The organism is Sphingomonas sp. IC-11 (assembly GCF_021043365.1).
Classification (GTDB): Bacteria; Pseudomonadota; Alphaproteobacteria; order Sphingomonadales; family Sphingomonadaceae; genus Sphingomonas.
On record NZ_JAJNDU010000001.1, the window covers coordinates 554,355 to 569,903 of the forward strand.

The 15,549-nt window shown below is 63.8% G+C and carries 17 protein-coding genes and 1 riboswitch; of the genes, 16 read left to right on the forward strand and 1 reads right to left on the reverse strand.

The features are described from left to right. Positions 1 to 64: 64 nt before the first annotated feature. The 13 genes from LQ954_RS02565 (at position 65) to LQ954_RS02625 (ending at position 9,498) form a co-directional block, all read left to right on the forward strand. Complete coding sequence (locus LQ954_RS02565) at positions 65 to 463, forward strand: DUF2147 domain-containing protein (RefSeq protein ID WP_227770992.1); 399 nt, start codon at positions 65 to 67, stop codon at positions 461 to 463. Continuing rightward, positions 464 to 637 carry a hypothetical protein gene (locus LQ954_RS02570; RefSeq protein ID WP_227770991.1) on the forward strand — a complete coding sequence of 58 codons (174 nt, stop codon included), beginning with the start codon at positions 464 to 466 and terminating at the stop codon, positions 635 to 637. After that, entirely contained in the window at positions 637 to 1,371 is a 735-nt protein-coding gene (locus LQ954_RS02575) for a 16S rRNA (uracil(1498)-N(3))-methyltransferase (RefSeq protein WP_231021815.1), read from the forward strand. Before LQ954_RS02570 ends, LQ954_RS02575 begins: the two co-directional genes overlap by 1 nt. Before the next feature lie 58 nt (positions 1,372 to 1,429). Next, positions 1,430 to 2,803, forward strand: a complete 1,374-nt coding sequence (locus LQ954_RS02580) for a glutamate--cysteine ligase (protein WP_231021817.1) — start codon at positions 1,430 to 1,432, stop codon at positions 2,801 to 2,803. A 168-nt stretch (positions 2,804 to 2,971) separates the two neighbouring features. Beyond that, entirely contained in the window at positions 2,972 to 3,607 is a 636-nt protein-coding gene (locus tag LQ954_RS02585) for a nicotinate-nucleotide adenylyltransferase (RefSeq protein ID WP_231022704.1), read from the forward strand. A gap of 2 nt (positions 3,608 to 3,609) precedes the next feature. Then, the gene (rsfS, locus tag LQ954_RS02590) at positions 3,610 to 4,005 is read left to right on the forward strand and encodes a ribosome silencing factor (RefSeq protein WP_231021820.1); all 396 of its coding nucleotides are present in this window, start codon (positions 3,610 to 3,612) and stop codon (positions 4,003 to 4,005) included. 1 nt (position 4,006) lies between these two features. Continuing rightward, entirely contained in the window at positions 4,007 to 4,429 is a 423-nt protein-coding gene (locus LQ954_RS02595; protein ID WP_227771100.1) for a 23S rRNA (pseudouridine(1915)-N(3))-methyltransferase RlmH, read from the forward strand. Between the two features lie 27 nt (positions 4,430 to 4,456). After that, positions 4,457 to 5,587: a murein hydrolase activator EnvC family protein gene (locus LQ954_RS02600; protein ID WP_231021823.1), complete on the forward strand. Its 1,131-nt coding sequence runs from the start codon at positions 4,457 to 4,459 to the stop codon at positions 5,585 to 5,587. A 143-nt stretch (positions 5,588 to 5,730) separates the two neighbouring features. Then, the gene (locus LQ954_RS02605) at positions 5,731 to 7,080 is read left to right on the forward strand and encodes a S41 family peptidase (RefSeq protein ID WP_231021825.1); all 1,350 of its coding nucleotides are present in this window, start codon (positions 5,731 to 5,733) and stop codon (positions 7,078 to 7,080) included. Beyond that, positions 7,077 to 7,562, forward strand: coding sequence for a disulfide bond formation protein B (locus tag LQ954_RS02610; protein ID WP_231021827.1), 486 nt, complete (start codon positions 7,077 to 7,079; stop codon positions 7,560 to 7,562). The genes LQ954_RS02605 and LQ954_RS02610 overlap by 4 nt, the downstream gene beginning before the upstream one ends. Continuing rightward, positions 7,559 to 8,092, forward strand: coding sequence for a demethoxyubiquinone hydroxylase family protein (locus LQ954_RS02615; protein ID WP_231021829.1), 534 nt, complete (start codon positions 7,559 to 7,561; stop codon positions 8,090 to 8,092). Before LQ954_RS02610 ends, LQ954_RS02615 begins: the two co-directional genes overlap by 4 nt. A gap of 14 nt (positions 8,093 to 8,106) precedes the next feature. Then, entirely contained in the window at positions 8,107 to 8,625 is a 519-nt protein-coding gene (locus tag LQ954_RS02620) for a hypothetical protein (RefSeq protein ID WP_227770982.1), read from the forward strand. An 86-nt stretch (positions 8,626 to 8,711) separates the two neighbouring features. Further along, positions 8,712 to 8,788: riboswitch (ZMP/ZTP riboswitch) on the forward strand. Positions 8,789 to 8,808: 20 nt separating this feature from the next. Beyond that, positions 8,809 to 9,498: a DJ-1/PfpI family protein gene (locus tag LQ954_RS02625; RefSeq protein ID WP_231021831.1), complete on the forward strand. Its 690-nt coding sequence runs from the start codon at positions 8,809 to 8,811 to the stop codon at positions 9,496 to 9,498. A 462-nt stretch (positions 9,499 to 9,960) separates the two neighbouring features. On the opposite strand, the gene welK is transcribed toward LQ954_RS02625, so the two are convergent. After that, the gene (gene welK, locus LQ954_RS02630) at positions 9,961 to 11,091 is read right to left on the reverse strand and encodes a beta-1,4-glucuronosyltransferase WelK (RefSeq protein WP_443026596.1); all 1,131 of its coding nucleotides are present in this window, start codon (positions 11,089 to 11,091) and stop codon (positions 9,961 to 9,963) included. Positions 11,092 to 11,317: 226 nt separating this feature from the next. Here welK and LQ954_RS02635 point away from each other — a divergent pair, with 226 nt between their 5' ends. From LQ954_RS02635 to LQ954_RS02645, 3 genes are all read left to right on the forward strand, one after another. Next, positions 11,318 to 13,003, forward strand: a complete 1,686-nt coding sequence (locus tag LQ954_RS02635; RefSeq protein ID WP_231021833.1) for a type I secretion system permease/ATPase — start codon at positions 11,318 to 11,320, stop codon at positions 13,001 to 13,003. Positions 13,004 to 13,198: 195 nt separating this feature from the next. Then, positions 13,199 to 13,714 carry a calcium-binding protein gene (locus LQ954_RS16195; protein ID WP_321576541.1) on the forward strand — a complete coding sequence of 172 codons (516 nt, stop codon included), beginning with the start codon at positions 13,199 to 13,201 and terminating at the stop codon, positions 13,712 to 13,714. 102 nt (positions 13,715 to 13,816) lie between these two features. Continuing rightward, positions 13,817 to 15,544, forward strand: a complete 1,728-nt coding sequence (locus tag LQ954_RS02645) for an ATP-binding cassette domain-containing protein (RefSeq protein ID WP_231021835.1) — start codon at positions 13,817 to 13,819, stop codon at positions 15,542 to 15,544. Positions 15,545 to 15,549 lie beyond the last annotated feature (5 nt).

The following is a 15,549-nucleotide window of genomic DNA, read 5'->3' on the forward strand; positions in this document are numbered from 1 at the left end:
CGCGCAGGTGGTGGGATCGGGAAGCATTTGACACCAGCGGAGTTAAGCAAAGGCTATGTCAGTGATGCGCGTTTCCCTAGCTGCCGCCCTCGTGCTTGTTGCGATGCCGGCCAGTGCACAGCGCGCAAGCGGGTGGGAAGGCACCTGGCGCAATGCCGCCGATAGCGTGCGGATCAAGGTTGCCCGTTGCGGCCGGGGGCTTTGCGGCACCGTAATTCAGGCGTCCGCCAAGGCCAAGGCGGACGCGGCGGCGGGCGGCACGGATCAACTCGTCGGCACCCAATTGTTCCACGACTTCCGCGAGGGAGAGGATGGATTGTGGTACGGCGAGGTCTATGTGCCGGACATCGGACAGACTTTCGACGGCACGATTGAGCAGGTTGATCGCGATACGATCGTCGGCACCGGCTGCCTGTTTGGAAACTTCGGCTGCAAATCACAGACTTGGCGACGCGTGCGCTGAATGATTCACCTGTCCGTCGCCATCGGCCGCTTCGTAGAGGCGCTGTTCTACGCTATCCTCCGCGTGGCGGGGGTGGTGACGGGAATCGTGCTGCTTGTTGCATTTGCCGGGCTGATCCTGTTCCTCATCGCCCGCTGGCTGATCGCACGTGGGCGGCGTAAGGGCCCGCGCTGATGATAGCCACTCCTGCCTGGCCGCCGCGGTCGACCCCCCGCTTGTTCGTGGATCAGCCATTGGCGGCCGGCCCGCTGCGGATCGAAGGACCTCAGGCGCATTATCTCGCCAGCGTGATGCGCGTGAGGGCGGGCGACCCCGTGCGGCTGTTCGATGACATAACGGGCGAGTGGTTGGCAGTCGTGGCCGCTACGAGCCGGCGCGATGTTGCGCTGGACGTTACGGAGCAGCTGGCGGCGCGTGAAGCGGTGCCCGACCTGTGGCTGGTCGCGGCGCCGTTGAAGAAAGGGCGGGTAGACTGGATGGCGGAGAAGGCGTGCGAGCTAGGCGTCGCCCGTCTCGTCCCTGTCATCACGCACCGAACGGTCGTGGATCGTCCCAAAGTAGAACGGCTGCGCGCCCATATGATCGAGGCGGCGGAGCAATGCGGACGTACCGCGTTGCCGATGGTGACCGAGCCATTGAAGCTTCCGGCGCTGCTGCGCGGCTGGCCCGTTGAGCGCTCCCTGTATTTCGCCGATGAGCTTGGTGGGGCGCCCGCGCGCGAGGTGATGAAGCCCGGTCCGGCGGCCATTCTGATCGGGCCGGAAGGCGGGTTCGACGAGGCCGAGCGCGAGGCAATCCGCGCCTTGCCGCAGGCGGTGGGCATGGGGCTGGGGCCGCGGATTCTGCGTGCCGATACCGCCGCTGCAGCCGCGGTGGCAATCTGGATGGCAAACGCCGGCGACTGGTGAAGGGTGACCGCTGCCGGAGCATCTAGCACCGTCAGCAATCCCCCATTAAGGCCGCGCCATGACGACCAAAACCGTTTCAGACAGCAACTCGCCTGTTATCGAGTCGCGCGACCAGCTGATTGCCAGTTTTGCGCGTGGCGAGAAGCCGAAGGAACGGTGGCGGATCGGCACCGAGCATGAGAAGTTCGTCTATGCCCGGAATGATCATCATGCGCCCAGCTGGGACGAGACGGGCGGCATTCGGGCGTTGCTTACCGAGTTGCAGCAGCACGGCTGGCGACCGGTCGAGGAAAACGGCAAGTTGATCGCGCTGACTGGCGCCGATGGGTCAGTCAGCCTGGAGCCCGCCGGCCAGTTCGAGCTGTCCGGCGCGCCGCTCGAGAACCTGCATGAGACGTGCGCGGAGACTGGGCGTCATCTGGATCAGGTGAAGGCCGCGGGCGAGAAGCTGGGCATCGGCTTCCTCGGTCTTGGCATGTGGCCGGACAAGACGCGGGCCGAGCTGCCGATCATGCCCAAGGGCCGCTATGCCATCATGCTGCGTCATATGCCGCGGGTGGGCAGCATGGGCCTCGATATGATGCTGCGCACCTGCACGATCCAAGTGAACCTGGATTATGCGAGCGAAGCGGACATGGCGCAGAAATTCCGCGTCGGCCTGGCGCTTCAGCCGCTGGCAACCGCGCTGTTTGCCAACTCACCGTTCACTGAGGGAAAGCCCAACGGCTATCTCAGTTATCGAAGCCACATCTGGTCGGACACCGATCCCGCCCGGACTGGCATGCTGCCGTTCGTGTTCGAGGATGGCTTCGGCTATGAACGTTACACCGAGTATATGCTCGATGTGCCGATGTACTTCGTTTATCGCGATGGCCAGTATATCGATGCCGCTGGACTTTCGTTTCGCGACTTCCTGAAGGGCAAGCTTTCGGTCGCGCCCGGCGAACTGCCGACGCTGGACGACTGGAACGATCATTTGTCCACCGCTTTCCCCGAAGTGCGGCTCAAGACGTTCCTTGAGATGCGCGGCGCGGATGGTGGCCCGTGGAACCGTATCTGTGCGCTGCCTGCTTTTTGGGTTGGGCTGCTCTATGATCAGGGCGCGCTCGACGCCGCCTGGGATCTGGTGAAGCACTGGACGCTCGATGAGCGGCAGGCGCTGCGCGATGCTGCGCCCCGCCTGGGCCTGGATGCGCCGGTGCCGGGCAGGGGCACGTTGCGCGACATTGCGGGTGAGGTGCTGGACATCGCCAGCGGCGGGCTGGCTGCGCGGGCGAGACTGAACAGCGCTGGCGACAATGAGACCGGCTATCTCGATCCGCTGCGGGAGATCGTGCGTCTCGGCAAAGTGCCCGCCGAGCAACTTCTCGATCGCTACCACGGCGCGTGGGGCGGCGATCTGTCCAGGGTTTATGCTGAGCAGAGCTTCTGATTTTCGCCAACGGACCCCGGCGTCCGTCCGTCGCGCCGGGCTTGTCCCGGCAGCTATTGGACCACAGTGGCGAATGATGCTGCGTGCGCCACGGTGTGGAGCCCTGAACAGCTTTCGGGCGACGGAGTGGGCAAGGGCCGCCGCATCCGCGGCGGCAGTCGCTTACCGGTGACTCGTCGCCCACATCGCATCGGTCTGCTCGGTGGATCATTCAATCCGGCGCACGGCGGCCACCGCGCGATTAGTCTGGCGGCAATCGAGGCGTTGGACCTCGATGAAATGTGGTGGCTGGTGTCGCCGGGCAATCCGCTGAAGCCCGCAGCCGGTATGGCGCCACTTGCGGCGCGACTCGCCTCGGCACGCCGCGTGGCCCGTGCTGCTCGTATTCGCCCGACCGACATCGAGGCGAGACTGGGTACACGATATACCGTGGACACATTGGCGGCACTCGTCCGCCGCTATCCCAGGCACCGCTTCCTCTGGGTGATGGGTGCGGATAATCTTGGCCAGTTTCATCGCTGGCGCGAGTGGCGGCAGATCGCACGTACGGTTCCGATTGCGGTGATCGCACGACCAGGCTATGATGCTGCTGCCCGCGCGGCACCCGCGATGGGTTGGCTGCGGCGCTTCCAGAGGCCCGCACGCCAGGCGAAGAACTGGACCGAGTGGAGTGTTCCAGCCCTGGTGCTGTTACGTTTCCGCCCTGACCCGAGATCCGCGACGCAGCTTCGCGCCGCAAATCCTGCCTGGCATCAGCGCTATGCGCTTCCCATATCAGCAGCCAAACCTTCCACCCAGGAGTGAACTTGCCCGTTTCCGCCAACGCCTATCGATCGTCGGACGCTGACAGCGTCGCGGCATTGCATAAGCTTGTCCTCGACAGCCTGGACGACGATCAGGCCGCCGACACGATTTCTATCCCGCTCGCCGGAAAGTCGTCGATCGCCGATCACATGGTGATCGCCAGCGGCCGTTCGACGCGTCAGGTCGCGTCCATGGCCACCAAGCTGGCCGAGAAGATCAAGGGCGAGACTGGTCGCTCACCGCGGATCGAGGGCCTGCCGACTGCGGATTGGGTGCTGATCGACGCTGGCGACGTGATTGTCCACCTGTTCCGCCCGGAAGTCCGCTCGTTCTACAATCTGGAGCGCATGTGGTCGTTCGGCGATGCGCCGGCTGCTCCGGTCCCCGGGAACGCCTGATCTGATCCTGCACATTGTGGCGCGCGGGCGGATCGGGCGTTCGCCCGAGGCCGAGCTGGTGGACCGCTACCTTAAGCGAATTTCATGGCCGACTCGTGTGACCGAGTTGCCGGATCGCGGCGGCAAGATCCCGGAGGTGGCGCCTGCCATCCGCCGGATCATGCTGGATGAAACCGGCAAGGTGCTCTCTTCCATGGAGTTCGCCCGCATCCTCGAGCGCTGGCGCGACGACGGGGTGCGCGAAACGCGCTTCATGATCGGCGCTGCGGACGGGTTCGACGATGCCGAGCGTGCCGGGGCCGACTTGCTGTTGTCGTTCGGCCGCGCCACCTGGCCGCACATGCTAGCCCGCGCTATGCTGGCCGAGCAGCTATTCCGCGCCACCTCTATCCTTGCCAATCACCCTTATCATCGCGAAGGCTGATCCGCGATGCGGGTGGGGCGAACAGCGATGCTCACGGGAGCGGCGATGCTGCTCGCCAGCGCGACGTCGGCGCCCAGCCCGCTCGCAATCGAGCGCGAGCGGCTGAGGGCGGCGCAGGCTGAGGCTGCACAGGCGGCCGCCCGCGCATCTGATCTGGCGCGCCGCGCCGCTGCCGAACGGGATGCCGTTGCAAAGGCGCAGGCGGAAGAAGCGGTGATGGGGGCGCGCATTGATCGTGCCGAGGCGACCGTCGCGGCGGCGCGGGCGCGTGTTGCAATCGTCGAGGCACTGCTGGAGCGGCAACGCGCGATCCTGGGGGAGCGGCAGAAGCCGGTAGCACGGCTGGTTGCGGCATTATCCTCGCTTGCGCGCCGGCCCGTAGCGGCGGCGATCGTCCAGCCAGGCTCGGTGACGGATCTGGTTCATGTTCGCGCCGTACTGGGCAGCGCCTTGCCCGCAATCCGACAGGAAACAGCGGGGCTGCGCGAGGAACTGGCGCAAAGCCGCAGATTGCGTGCTAGCGCGGCACTGGCAGCTGAAGGGCTGGAGAGGAGCCGGCGGGATCTTATTTCCGAGCGCCGCGCGCTGGCGGCGGTACGGGCGCGACATGCCAGCGCCGCCGTGCAGCTCAGTCGGGATGCGCTTGCCCAGTCTGACCGCGCCATCGCGCTTGGCGAGGAGGCACGTGACATCATCGACCGGATGGCCTTGATCGGGCAGGCTCAGGCGAAGTTGGAAGAACTGGCGGCTCTTCGAGGGCCGCCGCGCTCCATCGTATCGCCCCAGCCGAGCAATTCAGCCTATCGCTTGCCGGTGGGCGGAAGGCTGGTGACCGGGTTTGGGGAAGTATCGGAGAATGGCGTGCGATCACGCGGGCTGGCGTTCGCCGTGGGAAGTCGCGCGATCGTCCGCGCGCCCGCAGCCGGTCGAGTGATCCTATCGCGGCCCTTCCGGCGCTACGGAACGATCGTGATCATCGATCACGGCGCGGGATGGAACAGCCTGGTCACTGGAATAGGCGATCCCGCGGTAAAACGGGGCGACGCGGTTGCCGCGGGCGATCCCGTTGGACGGGCCCCGAGTTCGGCTGATCCACTGGTCACAGTGGAACTGCGGCGGCAGGGGCGCCCGGTCGATATGGTGGCCGTGATCGGATGAACGCTGGCCGCTCGCCAGAACCATCGATTTCGCCGGGATGACGAATTTGCCGCTCAGCCTCCATTCACCTCGTCGCTGCTTTGATCGGCCACGAGAAAGCCGCTAAAGGCGATCAATCCGGTTCGCCCGAGGACGTGATCCACATGAAGTTTCCGCTGCTCTCCGCCACTGCCTTGGTCGCGACGCTCGCGCTGGCGCCGCTTACCACCGGCGCCATGGCTGCCGTGGATGCGAGTGCCTATCGCGAGATGGAGCGCTTCATGGACGTGTATAATCGCGTCAAGGCCGACTATGTCGACAAGGTCACTGATGAACAGCTGATCAAGGGCGCGATTGAAGGGATGCTGGCGGCGCTAGACCCGCATTCGGGCTATGTCGATGCGTCCGACTTCGAAAACCTTCGTATTCAGACTGAGGGAAATTACGGCGGGCTCGGCCTCACCGTCTCTCTTGAGGACGGCGCCGTGAAGGTGATCGCTCCGCAGGAGGATTCACCCGCGTGGCGCGCGGGGGTCAAGACCGGCGACTACATCACCCATATCAATGGCAAACTGATCTACGGCGGTACGCTTGATGAAGCGGTGGCGCAGATGCGCGGAAAGCCAGGGTCCAAGCTGAACATCACCATTGTCCGGCCTGGCCGCGACAAGCCGATGGAATTGTCGCTGGTGCGCGAGCTTATCGTTCAGCGCCCGGTGAAATGGGAAGTGAAGGGCGACGTCGGCTACGTCAACATCAACACCTTCTCGGAGACAACGGGTGCCGACACGCGCGCGGCGATGATGGCGATCGAAAAGGCGCTGGGCCATCGTCCGCTAGGCTATGTGGTGGACCTGCGCTCCAACGGTGGCGGGCTGCTGACGCAGGCCATTGAGGTCGCCGACGTGTTCCTCGAGGGCGGCGAGGTCGTGTCGCAACGCGGGCGCGAGAAGGGCGACGTCGAACGTTACTATGCCAAGCCGGGCGACATGGCGCATGGGCTGCCGATCATCGTGCTTACTGACAGTGGCACAGCATCAGCTTCCGAAATCGTCGCTGGTGCTATCCAGGATCATCATCGTGGCCTTGTCATGGGCGAGCGCACCTTCGGCAAGGGATCGGTGCAGACGCTGCTTCAGCTTGGGCCCACCACTGCGCTGCGCTTGACCACGGCGCGTTATTACACGCCATCGGGCCGGTCGGTGCAGGAAGGCGGGATCGAGCCGGATATCGCCGTGCCGCAGATTAGCGATCCTGATTACAAGTCCCGCCCCGTGTTCCGCGAGGCAGACCTGCGCCGTCACCTGATCAATGAAGTGAAGGCTGACGACCGCATTCTTGAAGAAGATACCAAGGATGATCCGCGCTTCACCGCCACGGCGGAAACCTTGAAGAAGGACGGGATCGAAGACTTCCAGCTCTGGTATGCGCTGAAGACGGTCGCCCGGTTGGGTGGGCCCGCGCAGGTAGCGGCGGTAACGGCATCCATGAAGAAGGATCTTGCCGCCAAGTGAGCTCGACTCAATCACGCGCGCGGCTCATCGCGCTGCTGCTGCCATTGCTGTTGCTTGCCGGTGCCTGGGGATCGCAACTCATCGGTGGACTGGTGCCGTGCGAGATGTGCCATTGGCAACGCTGGCCGCATTACGCCGCCGTGCTGGTGGCCGCATTCGCCTTCATCGTGCCGGGCCGGTCCAGCAAGGTAACCATGATCGTCGCGGCGGCATTGCTGGTGGCCGTGTCGGGACTGATCGGTGTCTTCCACGCCGGTGTGGAATATCACTGGTGGCAGGGCATCACGGCCTGTTCGACCATGGCGACCGGTGACGGCGTGTCGACAGACGAAATGCTGCGCCGCCTCCTTGCGGCGCCGGTTATCCGTTGCGACTCGGCACAATGGACTTTGCTGGGCGTTTCCCTGGCTGGGTATAATGCGATCCTGTCGCTCGGCGGCGCGGCGGTGATCCTCTGGCTGATCGGAAGAAGGGCGAGATGAACTGGAAACCAGGCGACCGCCGTCACGACACCAAGTCAATGATCCGTGTCGACCAGGCAGGCGAATATGGCGCGACCCGCATTTATGCGGGTCAGCTCGCCATCATGGGGCATCGTTCTCCGCTGGCTCGTGAGATTGCCGGAATGGCGCTCCAGGAAGAGCGGCATCGCCGGTTTTTCGACCGGCTGATTGTGGAGCGCGGCGTGCGACCCACCTTGTTGCAGCCGTTCTGGGACGTGGCAGGCTTTGCATTAGGGGCCGTGACGGCGACCATCGGACCGGAAGCGGCCATGGCTTGCACCGCCGCCGTCGAGACCGAGATCGACAAACACTATGCCGATCAGCTGCTCGAACTCGGCACGGAAGAGCCCGAATTGCGCGAAGCGATTGCGGAGTTCCAGGCCGAGGAGTTGGAGCATCGCGATACCGCGCTGGCCAGCGGTGCGGAGAATGCGCCGGCCTATCCGCTGCTGTCCGCCGTCATTCGGCTTGGCTGCCGCTTCGCCATCGCCACGGCAAAGCGGATCTGAGAGAGGGGGCAAGCGTGCGTTTCATCGGATCATCGGTGCTGGCGATGTTGGCCATCGCAGCGCCGCTTTCCGCGCAGAATACTGCCGAGGGAGTGGTCTCGCCGTCCAAGGTCGTGATCCTTCCGCCGCCTTCGAAGCCGGTCGCGCTGCCCGGCGCGCCACGCACCAGCCGCCAGACCATCTCGGCGGAAACCTCCCGCAATGCGCCGGTGAACGGCGTTGTCGTGCTGTACGGCAATGAACGCTGCCCGACCAACAGCAACGGCGAGGAGATCGTCGTTTGTCAGCGGCGCAGCGCAGAAGAGCAGTTTCGCATTCCCAAGGAAGTGCGCACCCTGGAGATCACGCCCGAGAACGAGAGCTGGGCGGCACGCGAAAAAGGCAACCAGGACGTCGGCAATGTCGGGATCGGTAGCTGCACCACAGTTGGGCCGGGCGGCGGCACCGGCTGCTTTGTTCAGGGGGCGAAGCGTGCAAAGCGTGAGGCTCAGGCACGTGATGACGCAGCGACGCCCGATCTGAGCCCGTTCTGAGCGGCCTTGGCGCACCCGGCGAACTGAGCGCCGCCGACCCTCTCTATTCGGGCTATTGATACCCGCGGCGAGGCGGCTAATCTTGTTGCTGGTCGTGTGACTGGCGCAAGCGGAGCACCGCGAGGAAGCGCGACCGCTGTTGCCGCGCGCCTGGGCATGTCATCTCGGATAAGGAGAGGCCCGATGCGTGTTGTGTTTCTGCTGTTCCCATCGCTGACCCAGCTTGATCTCACCGGACCGGCGCAGGTGCTCGCCCGGCTTGGCGGCGATGCCAGGCAGGATCTGGTGTGGCGTAGTCGCGATCCAGTCATGACGGATGCAGGCTTCGCCATCGTACCGACCGCCACCTTCGATGAAGTCGCGTCCGTAGACATCCTGTGCATCCCCGGTGGAGTGGGGGTGAATGCCGTCATCGCCGACGATGAGGTAATGGGATGGGTGCAGGAGGTCGGCGCCAAGGCGACCTGGGTGACGAGCGTATGCACCGGATCGCTCATCCTCGGCGCAGCCGGCCTGTTGCGCGGCTATCGAGCGACTTCGCATTGGGCGTGGCGCGACATGTTGTCCCTCTTCGGCGCAACACCCACGACAGAACGAGTGGTGATCGATCGAAATCGCGTGACCGGCGGGGGCGTCACCGCAGGGATCGACTTTGCCTTGTCACTCACCGCTTTGTTGCGCGGTGAGGCACATGCACGCGCGGTGCAATTGAGCATGGAATATGACCCTGCGCCGCCGTTCGATGCGGGATCGCCTGACCGTGCAGGTGAACCTTTGGTTTCGTTGTTTCAGGAACGGATGGAGCGGCTGGCACCGGGACGTGAGAAGGAACTGCGCGCTCTGGCAATCAAGCGGGGCTTTGCCGCTGGTTAAAGCGATAATCAGCCGGCGCCGGACACGGCATCCGTCCAGCGCGGATTGCTGCAGAACTCGGCCCTCTTAGCGGACGATTGCCGCACAAGCGCAGGGAAACTCGGGTAAATACGACAAGGCCAAGCCGTTCGGTGGTCTGTTCCATGATCGAAGCTTGTGGAAAACCCAGTATTGCCCTTCCGCATTGCTCGGCTAAGCCGTGGTGTTTGATGGAACAGCAAGCACTCCCCCGCCGTAACGGCAGCGCAGATGGTCAGGTGACGCATAGCAGGCAGCGCCCTCTATCGTCGCTGGTGACGGTTCCGGTTGTGACCGTGGGCGCCGTTTGCCTGCTGCCGGTTGCTGTCGCAGCTTTCGGCATCAATCGCCTGGCGAGAGGGCGAGTGGATGGGCTCGGCGCCGACTCCGTGGCAGCAGCCGGATCATTGTGGCGGGCGACCAATGCGGCTGTAGAGGCCCTGACTAGCCCCTCTGCACCTCGGACCTGAGCGCGCCGGCCGAACTCCGACTGCGTGCGGCTGCCCAACTTGTCAGAAGGCCGGTGAGGTACCGCCGGAGGGCAGCAGGCTCGGTCGTTGCCATCACTGGCTCCTGAGCGCGGACCTTTGCAAGCGCAGCCGCGAAACTGTGGTTCTGATCCACCACTGCCAGCAAGCCTCGCTCCGCAAAGGCAGAAGTGATTTCCAATTGGTGATCGTCATAATGTTCACCCAGGTCGAACAGTCGGGGCACTGCGATAACGCGGCATCCGTTCTGCAAGGCCGTGATCAGTGAACCAGTGCCCCCATGACAAACAACAATGTCGGCGCGCCGCAGGATCTCCTTCACCTCGGCGAAGGGGAGTGATGCATGTACCTCCTCAATACCTTGAGGAATGTAGGTCGACTCCCCAACCTGCAGAATGACCCGTTCCGGAAGCAAGCCGTCCCGCTTGGCTTCCTCCACCATCCGCACCAACCGGTCGAACGGCAGGGTGGCTCCCACGGTTGCGAAAACCAGAGGCTCCTTCGCCGGACGCGGGCCGTCCAGCACGCGCAGGGGATCAAAGGTTTCCGTTGCGTTCCACAGCCTGGCCGACGCCGCCGATTGTGACACGCGCACATCCGCCAGCGGTCCCGCGATCCGGGCAAAGGCGGAGGGCGCGCGAAAGCGCGCGAAGCTGTCCACCAGCACGATCTTTGCGCCCCAGAGTCGCGCAAACAAGAGCACGAAAAACATCGAGCCCGCGCCCGTAGTGAGCACCACATCTGGACGCTCGCGGAAGATGACCAGGAAGGATTGCAACAAGTTTCGAAGGGCAGCGGAGAGCATCCGAAAGGGAGCGCCAAGTCGCGCCTGGCCAAGAGCGTAATGAGCGACAAAGAAGGTGCGATGTTGTTCGGCAATCGAGCGTCCAAGCGCCAGATCCTCTGACACGAAGAATGAGTCGTGCGGACGCCAGACATCCTCAAGATCTAGAAGCTGGCGAACATGTCCGCCACCCGAAGCGCATAGAGCTATTCGCAGCCTTTGCGGTGTCTCGCCGCTGTTTCGCGTTGATCGAGCAGACGCCAATGACGAAATGTCGCGAGTAGATGCGCGCAGTTGCAGCACGAGAACTACACTCCTCCAGAAGTATCGCGGGAGATCGCCGTCTTGACTGGCTAATATCTCGTCATTGTCATAGCGGGGGTCGGTGGCCCGGTGTACGAAGAAGCGTCCGAAATGGTGACGTCGAAGGTAAGGAGTATTGCTCTTACAGAGAACAAGCGCCTTTGTTTACGTGGAGGGCGCTCATCGGCGCAGTTAACCTGTTCGCTGTGAGGACCGATTGGTTGCCATGAAAAGCTGGGCCTCAGGCAGCACTGATCACCGCCTCGCGCCCATCATGCCGCTGGTTCGGCGTACATTGCTGGGCATAGGGGTCGTTAGCGCGTTTCTGAACGTCTTGTTGCTCGCGGGCTCGCTCTACATGATGTTGGTCTATGACCTCGTCATACCCGGCCGGAGCATTCCCACGCTGATTGGGCTGCTGCTGATGGTGGTGGCAGCCTATGTGTTTCAGGGATTGCTCGATGCAGTCCGCGGACAGTTACTGGTCCACCTCGCCAGCAACGTCGACTCACAGCTGGAGGCGAAAGCGCACGATCTGGTGGTGACGCTCGCCCGTCTTTACCCCGCGCAGGATCCCGCCCAGCCAATCAGGGACATCGATCAGGTTCGCGGCTTCCTTGGCGGTGCTGGGCCAACCGCGCTGGTGGATCTTCCGTGGGTGTTGTTCTTCGTCGCGGTCCTGTTCCTGCTGCATCCATGGCTGGGCGTGACGGTGCTCGCCGGGGCGGCGGTGCTGATCGCGCTGACGCTCCTTACCGACCGCGTGACACAATCGACCATGGCGGAGATCGTCCGACTGAATCGGGAGCGACAGCAGGCGATCGACACCAGCAGGCGCCACGCGGAGGCAATCCATGCCATGGGCATGCAGGATCAGCTCAAGTCGATCTGGCGAACTGCTAACGGTGCTTACCGAAATGCCCAGGTGAACCTGAGCGCCAGAGCGAGCTTGCTGGTGACGGCAGGGCGGATATTCCGCCTGTTCCTTCAATCAGGCGTGCTCACGGTTGGCACGCTGCTGGTGCTCAGCGGTAAAGCGAGCGGGGGCGTGATCTTCGCGAGTTCGATCCTTTCGTCGCGTGCGCTCGCGCCGATCGAGTCGGCGATTGCGAACTGGCGCGGCTTTGTCGCGGCCCGGCAGAGCTGGCAGCGGTTGGGTGACATCATGTCCTTTGACGGGGAGCGTCGCCCACAGCAATTACTGCCGCTGCCCAGCCAGTCGCTTGCGGCCGAAGCCCTGACGCTTGCGCCCCCTGGCAGCAGCGAGCCCACCGTGCGGGGTGTCTCGTTTCTCGCCTATGCGGGTGAGGCGGTTGCCGTTCTCGGCCCGAGCGGGTCCGGCAAGTCCACGCTGTTGCGAGGGTTGGCTGGCGGCCTTCCGCCCGTCAGCGGCGATGTGCGACTGGATGGCGCGACCATGACGCAATGGTCGCGCGACAGGCTCGGGCGAGACATCGGGTATTTGCCGCAGAATGTCGAATTGCTGCCGGGAACCATCGCCGAGAACATCGCCCGCTTTGATCCGGCCGCGTCCGCTGACCTGGTTCTCACGGCGGCCGAGCAGGCGGGGGTGACTGGCATGATCCAGGCGCTTCCCGAAGGGTACAGCACCCAGGTCGGTATCGACGGTCGCCGACTGTCTGGCGGCCAGCGGCAGCGGATTGCGCTTGCCCGTGCGCTTTACGGAGCGCCCTTCCTGATCCTGCTTGATGAGCCGAATGCGAACCTGGACGCGGATGGAGAAGCTGCACTCATCAACGCGATCCGTGGTGTAAAGGCGCGGGGCGGCATCGTAGTATTAGTCGCGCACCGGCCCTCGGTTCTGGTCGCTGTGGACAATGTGCTGGCGCTGCGAGATGGAAAGGCTGTTTCTTACGGACCCCAGCGCGTCGTCCTGCTTGAAAAAACATGAAGGCATAAGGGCTGGCTCGCTCAGGCCACATTGAGTTCTCCCGCAGTTAATGTAAGTCGCAGAGAGTTGATCCATTTCCGTTTAGTCTCGTGATGCTCCGTAACCGCTTCCTCTCCATAGTGCTTCTAGAGACTCGGGGCAGGCCGGGCCTCGAACGGAGAACCGTTCATTTGCATGGTTCAGGAGGGCGGAATTATGGATTATATTGCAGGAAGCAACCAGACGGACGATGATCTTAGCGCGACCTCCACGGGCGCTATGCTCGTCGGTGGCGGGGGCAACGACATCCTTCGCGGTGGGAAAAGCGACGACATTCTCATCGGCGGCAAGGGAGATGATAAGCTGTACGGCGGTGCCGGTGCCGATCAGTTTCGCTTTTTCGGCGACCAGATCGACGGATCGTCAGATGTTGACGCGATCTACGATCTGAATTTCAGTGATGGCGACACGCTGGTCTTCGGCAAGTATAACGGCTTGTTTAGCTCGGACGCGCCCGGTCTTGACGGCTTCGCTGCTGGGGATTCAGCGATCATCTCGAGCTTCGCGGGCCTCGCTGCTGCCTATGAAGCATCGGGCGGCCGCATCAGCTTCACCGGTAACGCGAACGCGGATCTGCTGGTGATCAGCTTCGAAAATGGGAGCGGCGCTACCCAGACCATCCGCATCAGCCAAGGTTATAACGCCTTCGTGAACGAGCTGTCGCCCATCTAAGCCACGATTGGTCCCCCGGGGAGGGTCGCTGTCTCGGGCAGCGTCCCTCTTCGCTGCGTAGACGACGCGGCTTCTCCGAGGCGCGGGAGTTAAAGATTGCTGATGTCGCGGCTGGATAGGCCCGGACTTGAAAGTGGATCGTCGGAAATCCCCGGCGTGCGCGTCGCGTTCCGCTCCGCTGTGTTCGCCTTGGCGATCCTGGGCCCGGCCCTTTGGGTCATCCCTGTCGCCGCTTGCTTGTATCTGATGCTGCTTCTCGATGTTGCGCTGCCCGGGCGAAGCGGTGAGACGGTAGCGGGGCTCTTCGCGATGTCGGCTGCGCTTGTGGCCTTTTACGCGCTGCTGCTGAGCAAAAGGCAGCAGGTGCTGACGGCTTTCGCCGACGCCTGCGACGCCGCCGGAGAGGAGCTGCACAATCTGGAGCAGGACTCGTTGCGAGCCGTCCTGCTGGACGGCGGAGTGGCTGCCCTGAGTGATGCGGCTTCAGTGCCGCTTCTGATCTGCACGCTCGCGCTGATCACAGGTTGGTTAGCGGTCATCCCGCTCTTCGGCGTCGCCATAGCGCTGGTGATCCTGACTGCCGAGGCGCGCGCCATGAAGCGTCAGCCGACGCCGTACGAGGACCGTCGCGCGCGCGATGTCTCGACGGCAGTCATTACCGCCTGGCGTGAACGGCTCGGACTGCTTCGCCTGGCCGGTCGCGCCGAAGCGTTGATCACCGCTCAACGTCATGGGGCCGCGGTCTCCGATGCAGCGTCTGCCAGCCGAGCGGCGAAAACGAGACTCGCCCTCTTTGTGCTGTCTGCCCTATGTTTGGCCGGCGTCGCGGGGGCGGCGACGTGGTCGGCCGCTACCGATGACGCGAGTATCGGTGCTGTTGGCGCGGCCTTGCTCCTGACGGCGTTCATTTTCCATCCACTCTGTCGAATTGGTGGCGACATCCGCGCGTTCGAACTCGCTGCCGGCGAGTGGCAGGCGCTGCTGCGGGCGCTGGACCAAAGGCGTGCTATCAACATGCTGGTCGCTCTTCCGCCACCGCAACGCGACCTAGACGTGACTGGCGTCGGGGTGCCGCTGGCCGGGACGCGACAGCCGCTGTTTCAGGATCTCACGTTCAAGGCCAAAGCGGGGGATGTGCTGGCAGTGATCGGGCCAGCAGATGCCGGAAAATCTACGCTGCTGAAGGTGCTGGCAGGGCACGTGCCGGAGTCAGTCGGCACGGTTCGGCTCGACGGAGCTGCGCTAAGCCACTGGGGGCGGGAAGCCCTCGACCGGCACATCGGTTACCTTCCGCAGGTACCGGAGCTGATGCGTGGAACGGTAGCACAGAACATCGCCGGCTTCATTTCGGCGCCAGACGCTGCGGCGATTACGCGCGCGGCGGAGGCGGCTGGCGCTCACGACGCAATCGTCCGGTTGCCGGCGGGTTACGACACGATGGTGTGCGTTTCGGGGCACCCATCGCTCGCTCTGTCCGTGCAACAACGGATCGCATGCGCACGCGCCCTATATGGTGATCCGTTCCTCGTACTGCTCGACAATCCCGGAACCTTTCAGGACAATGACGGGCATCTGGCGCTGCGCCGTTGTCTCTCCAGCCTCCAAGCGCGCGGCGCCGTAACCGTTGTGGTGGGAGATGCCCCCTCCATTATCGAAAGCGCGAACTTGGTCCTCGTCATGCGCAAGGGCGGAATGCTCGACTTCGGGCAGAAGGAAGAGGTGAGAGCCCGGCTTTCCGAACGGCAGCGTCGTGAGGCCGAGCGCCTCGCAGAGATGTCGGTATATGCCGAGCCGCGGAACGCGCCGGCCGACGCGCCAACGGTGGAGTGACGATC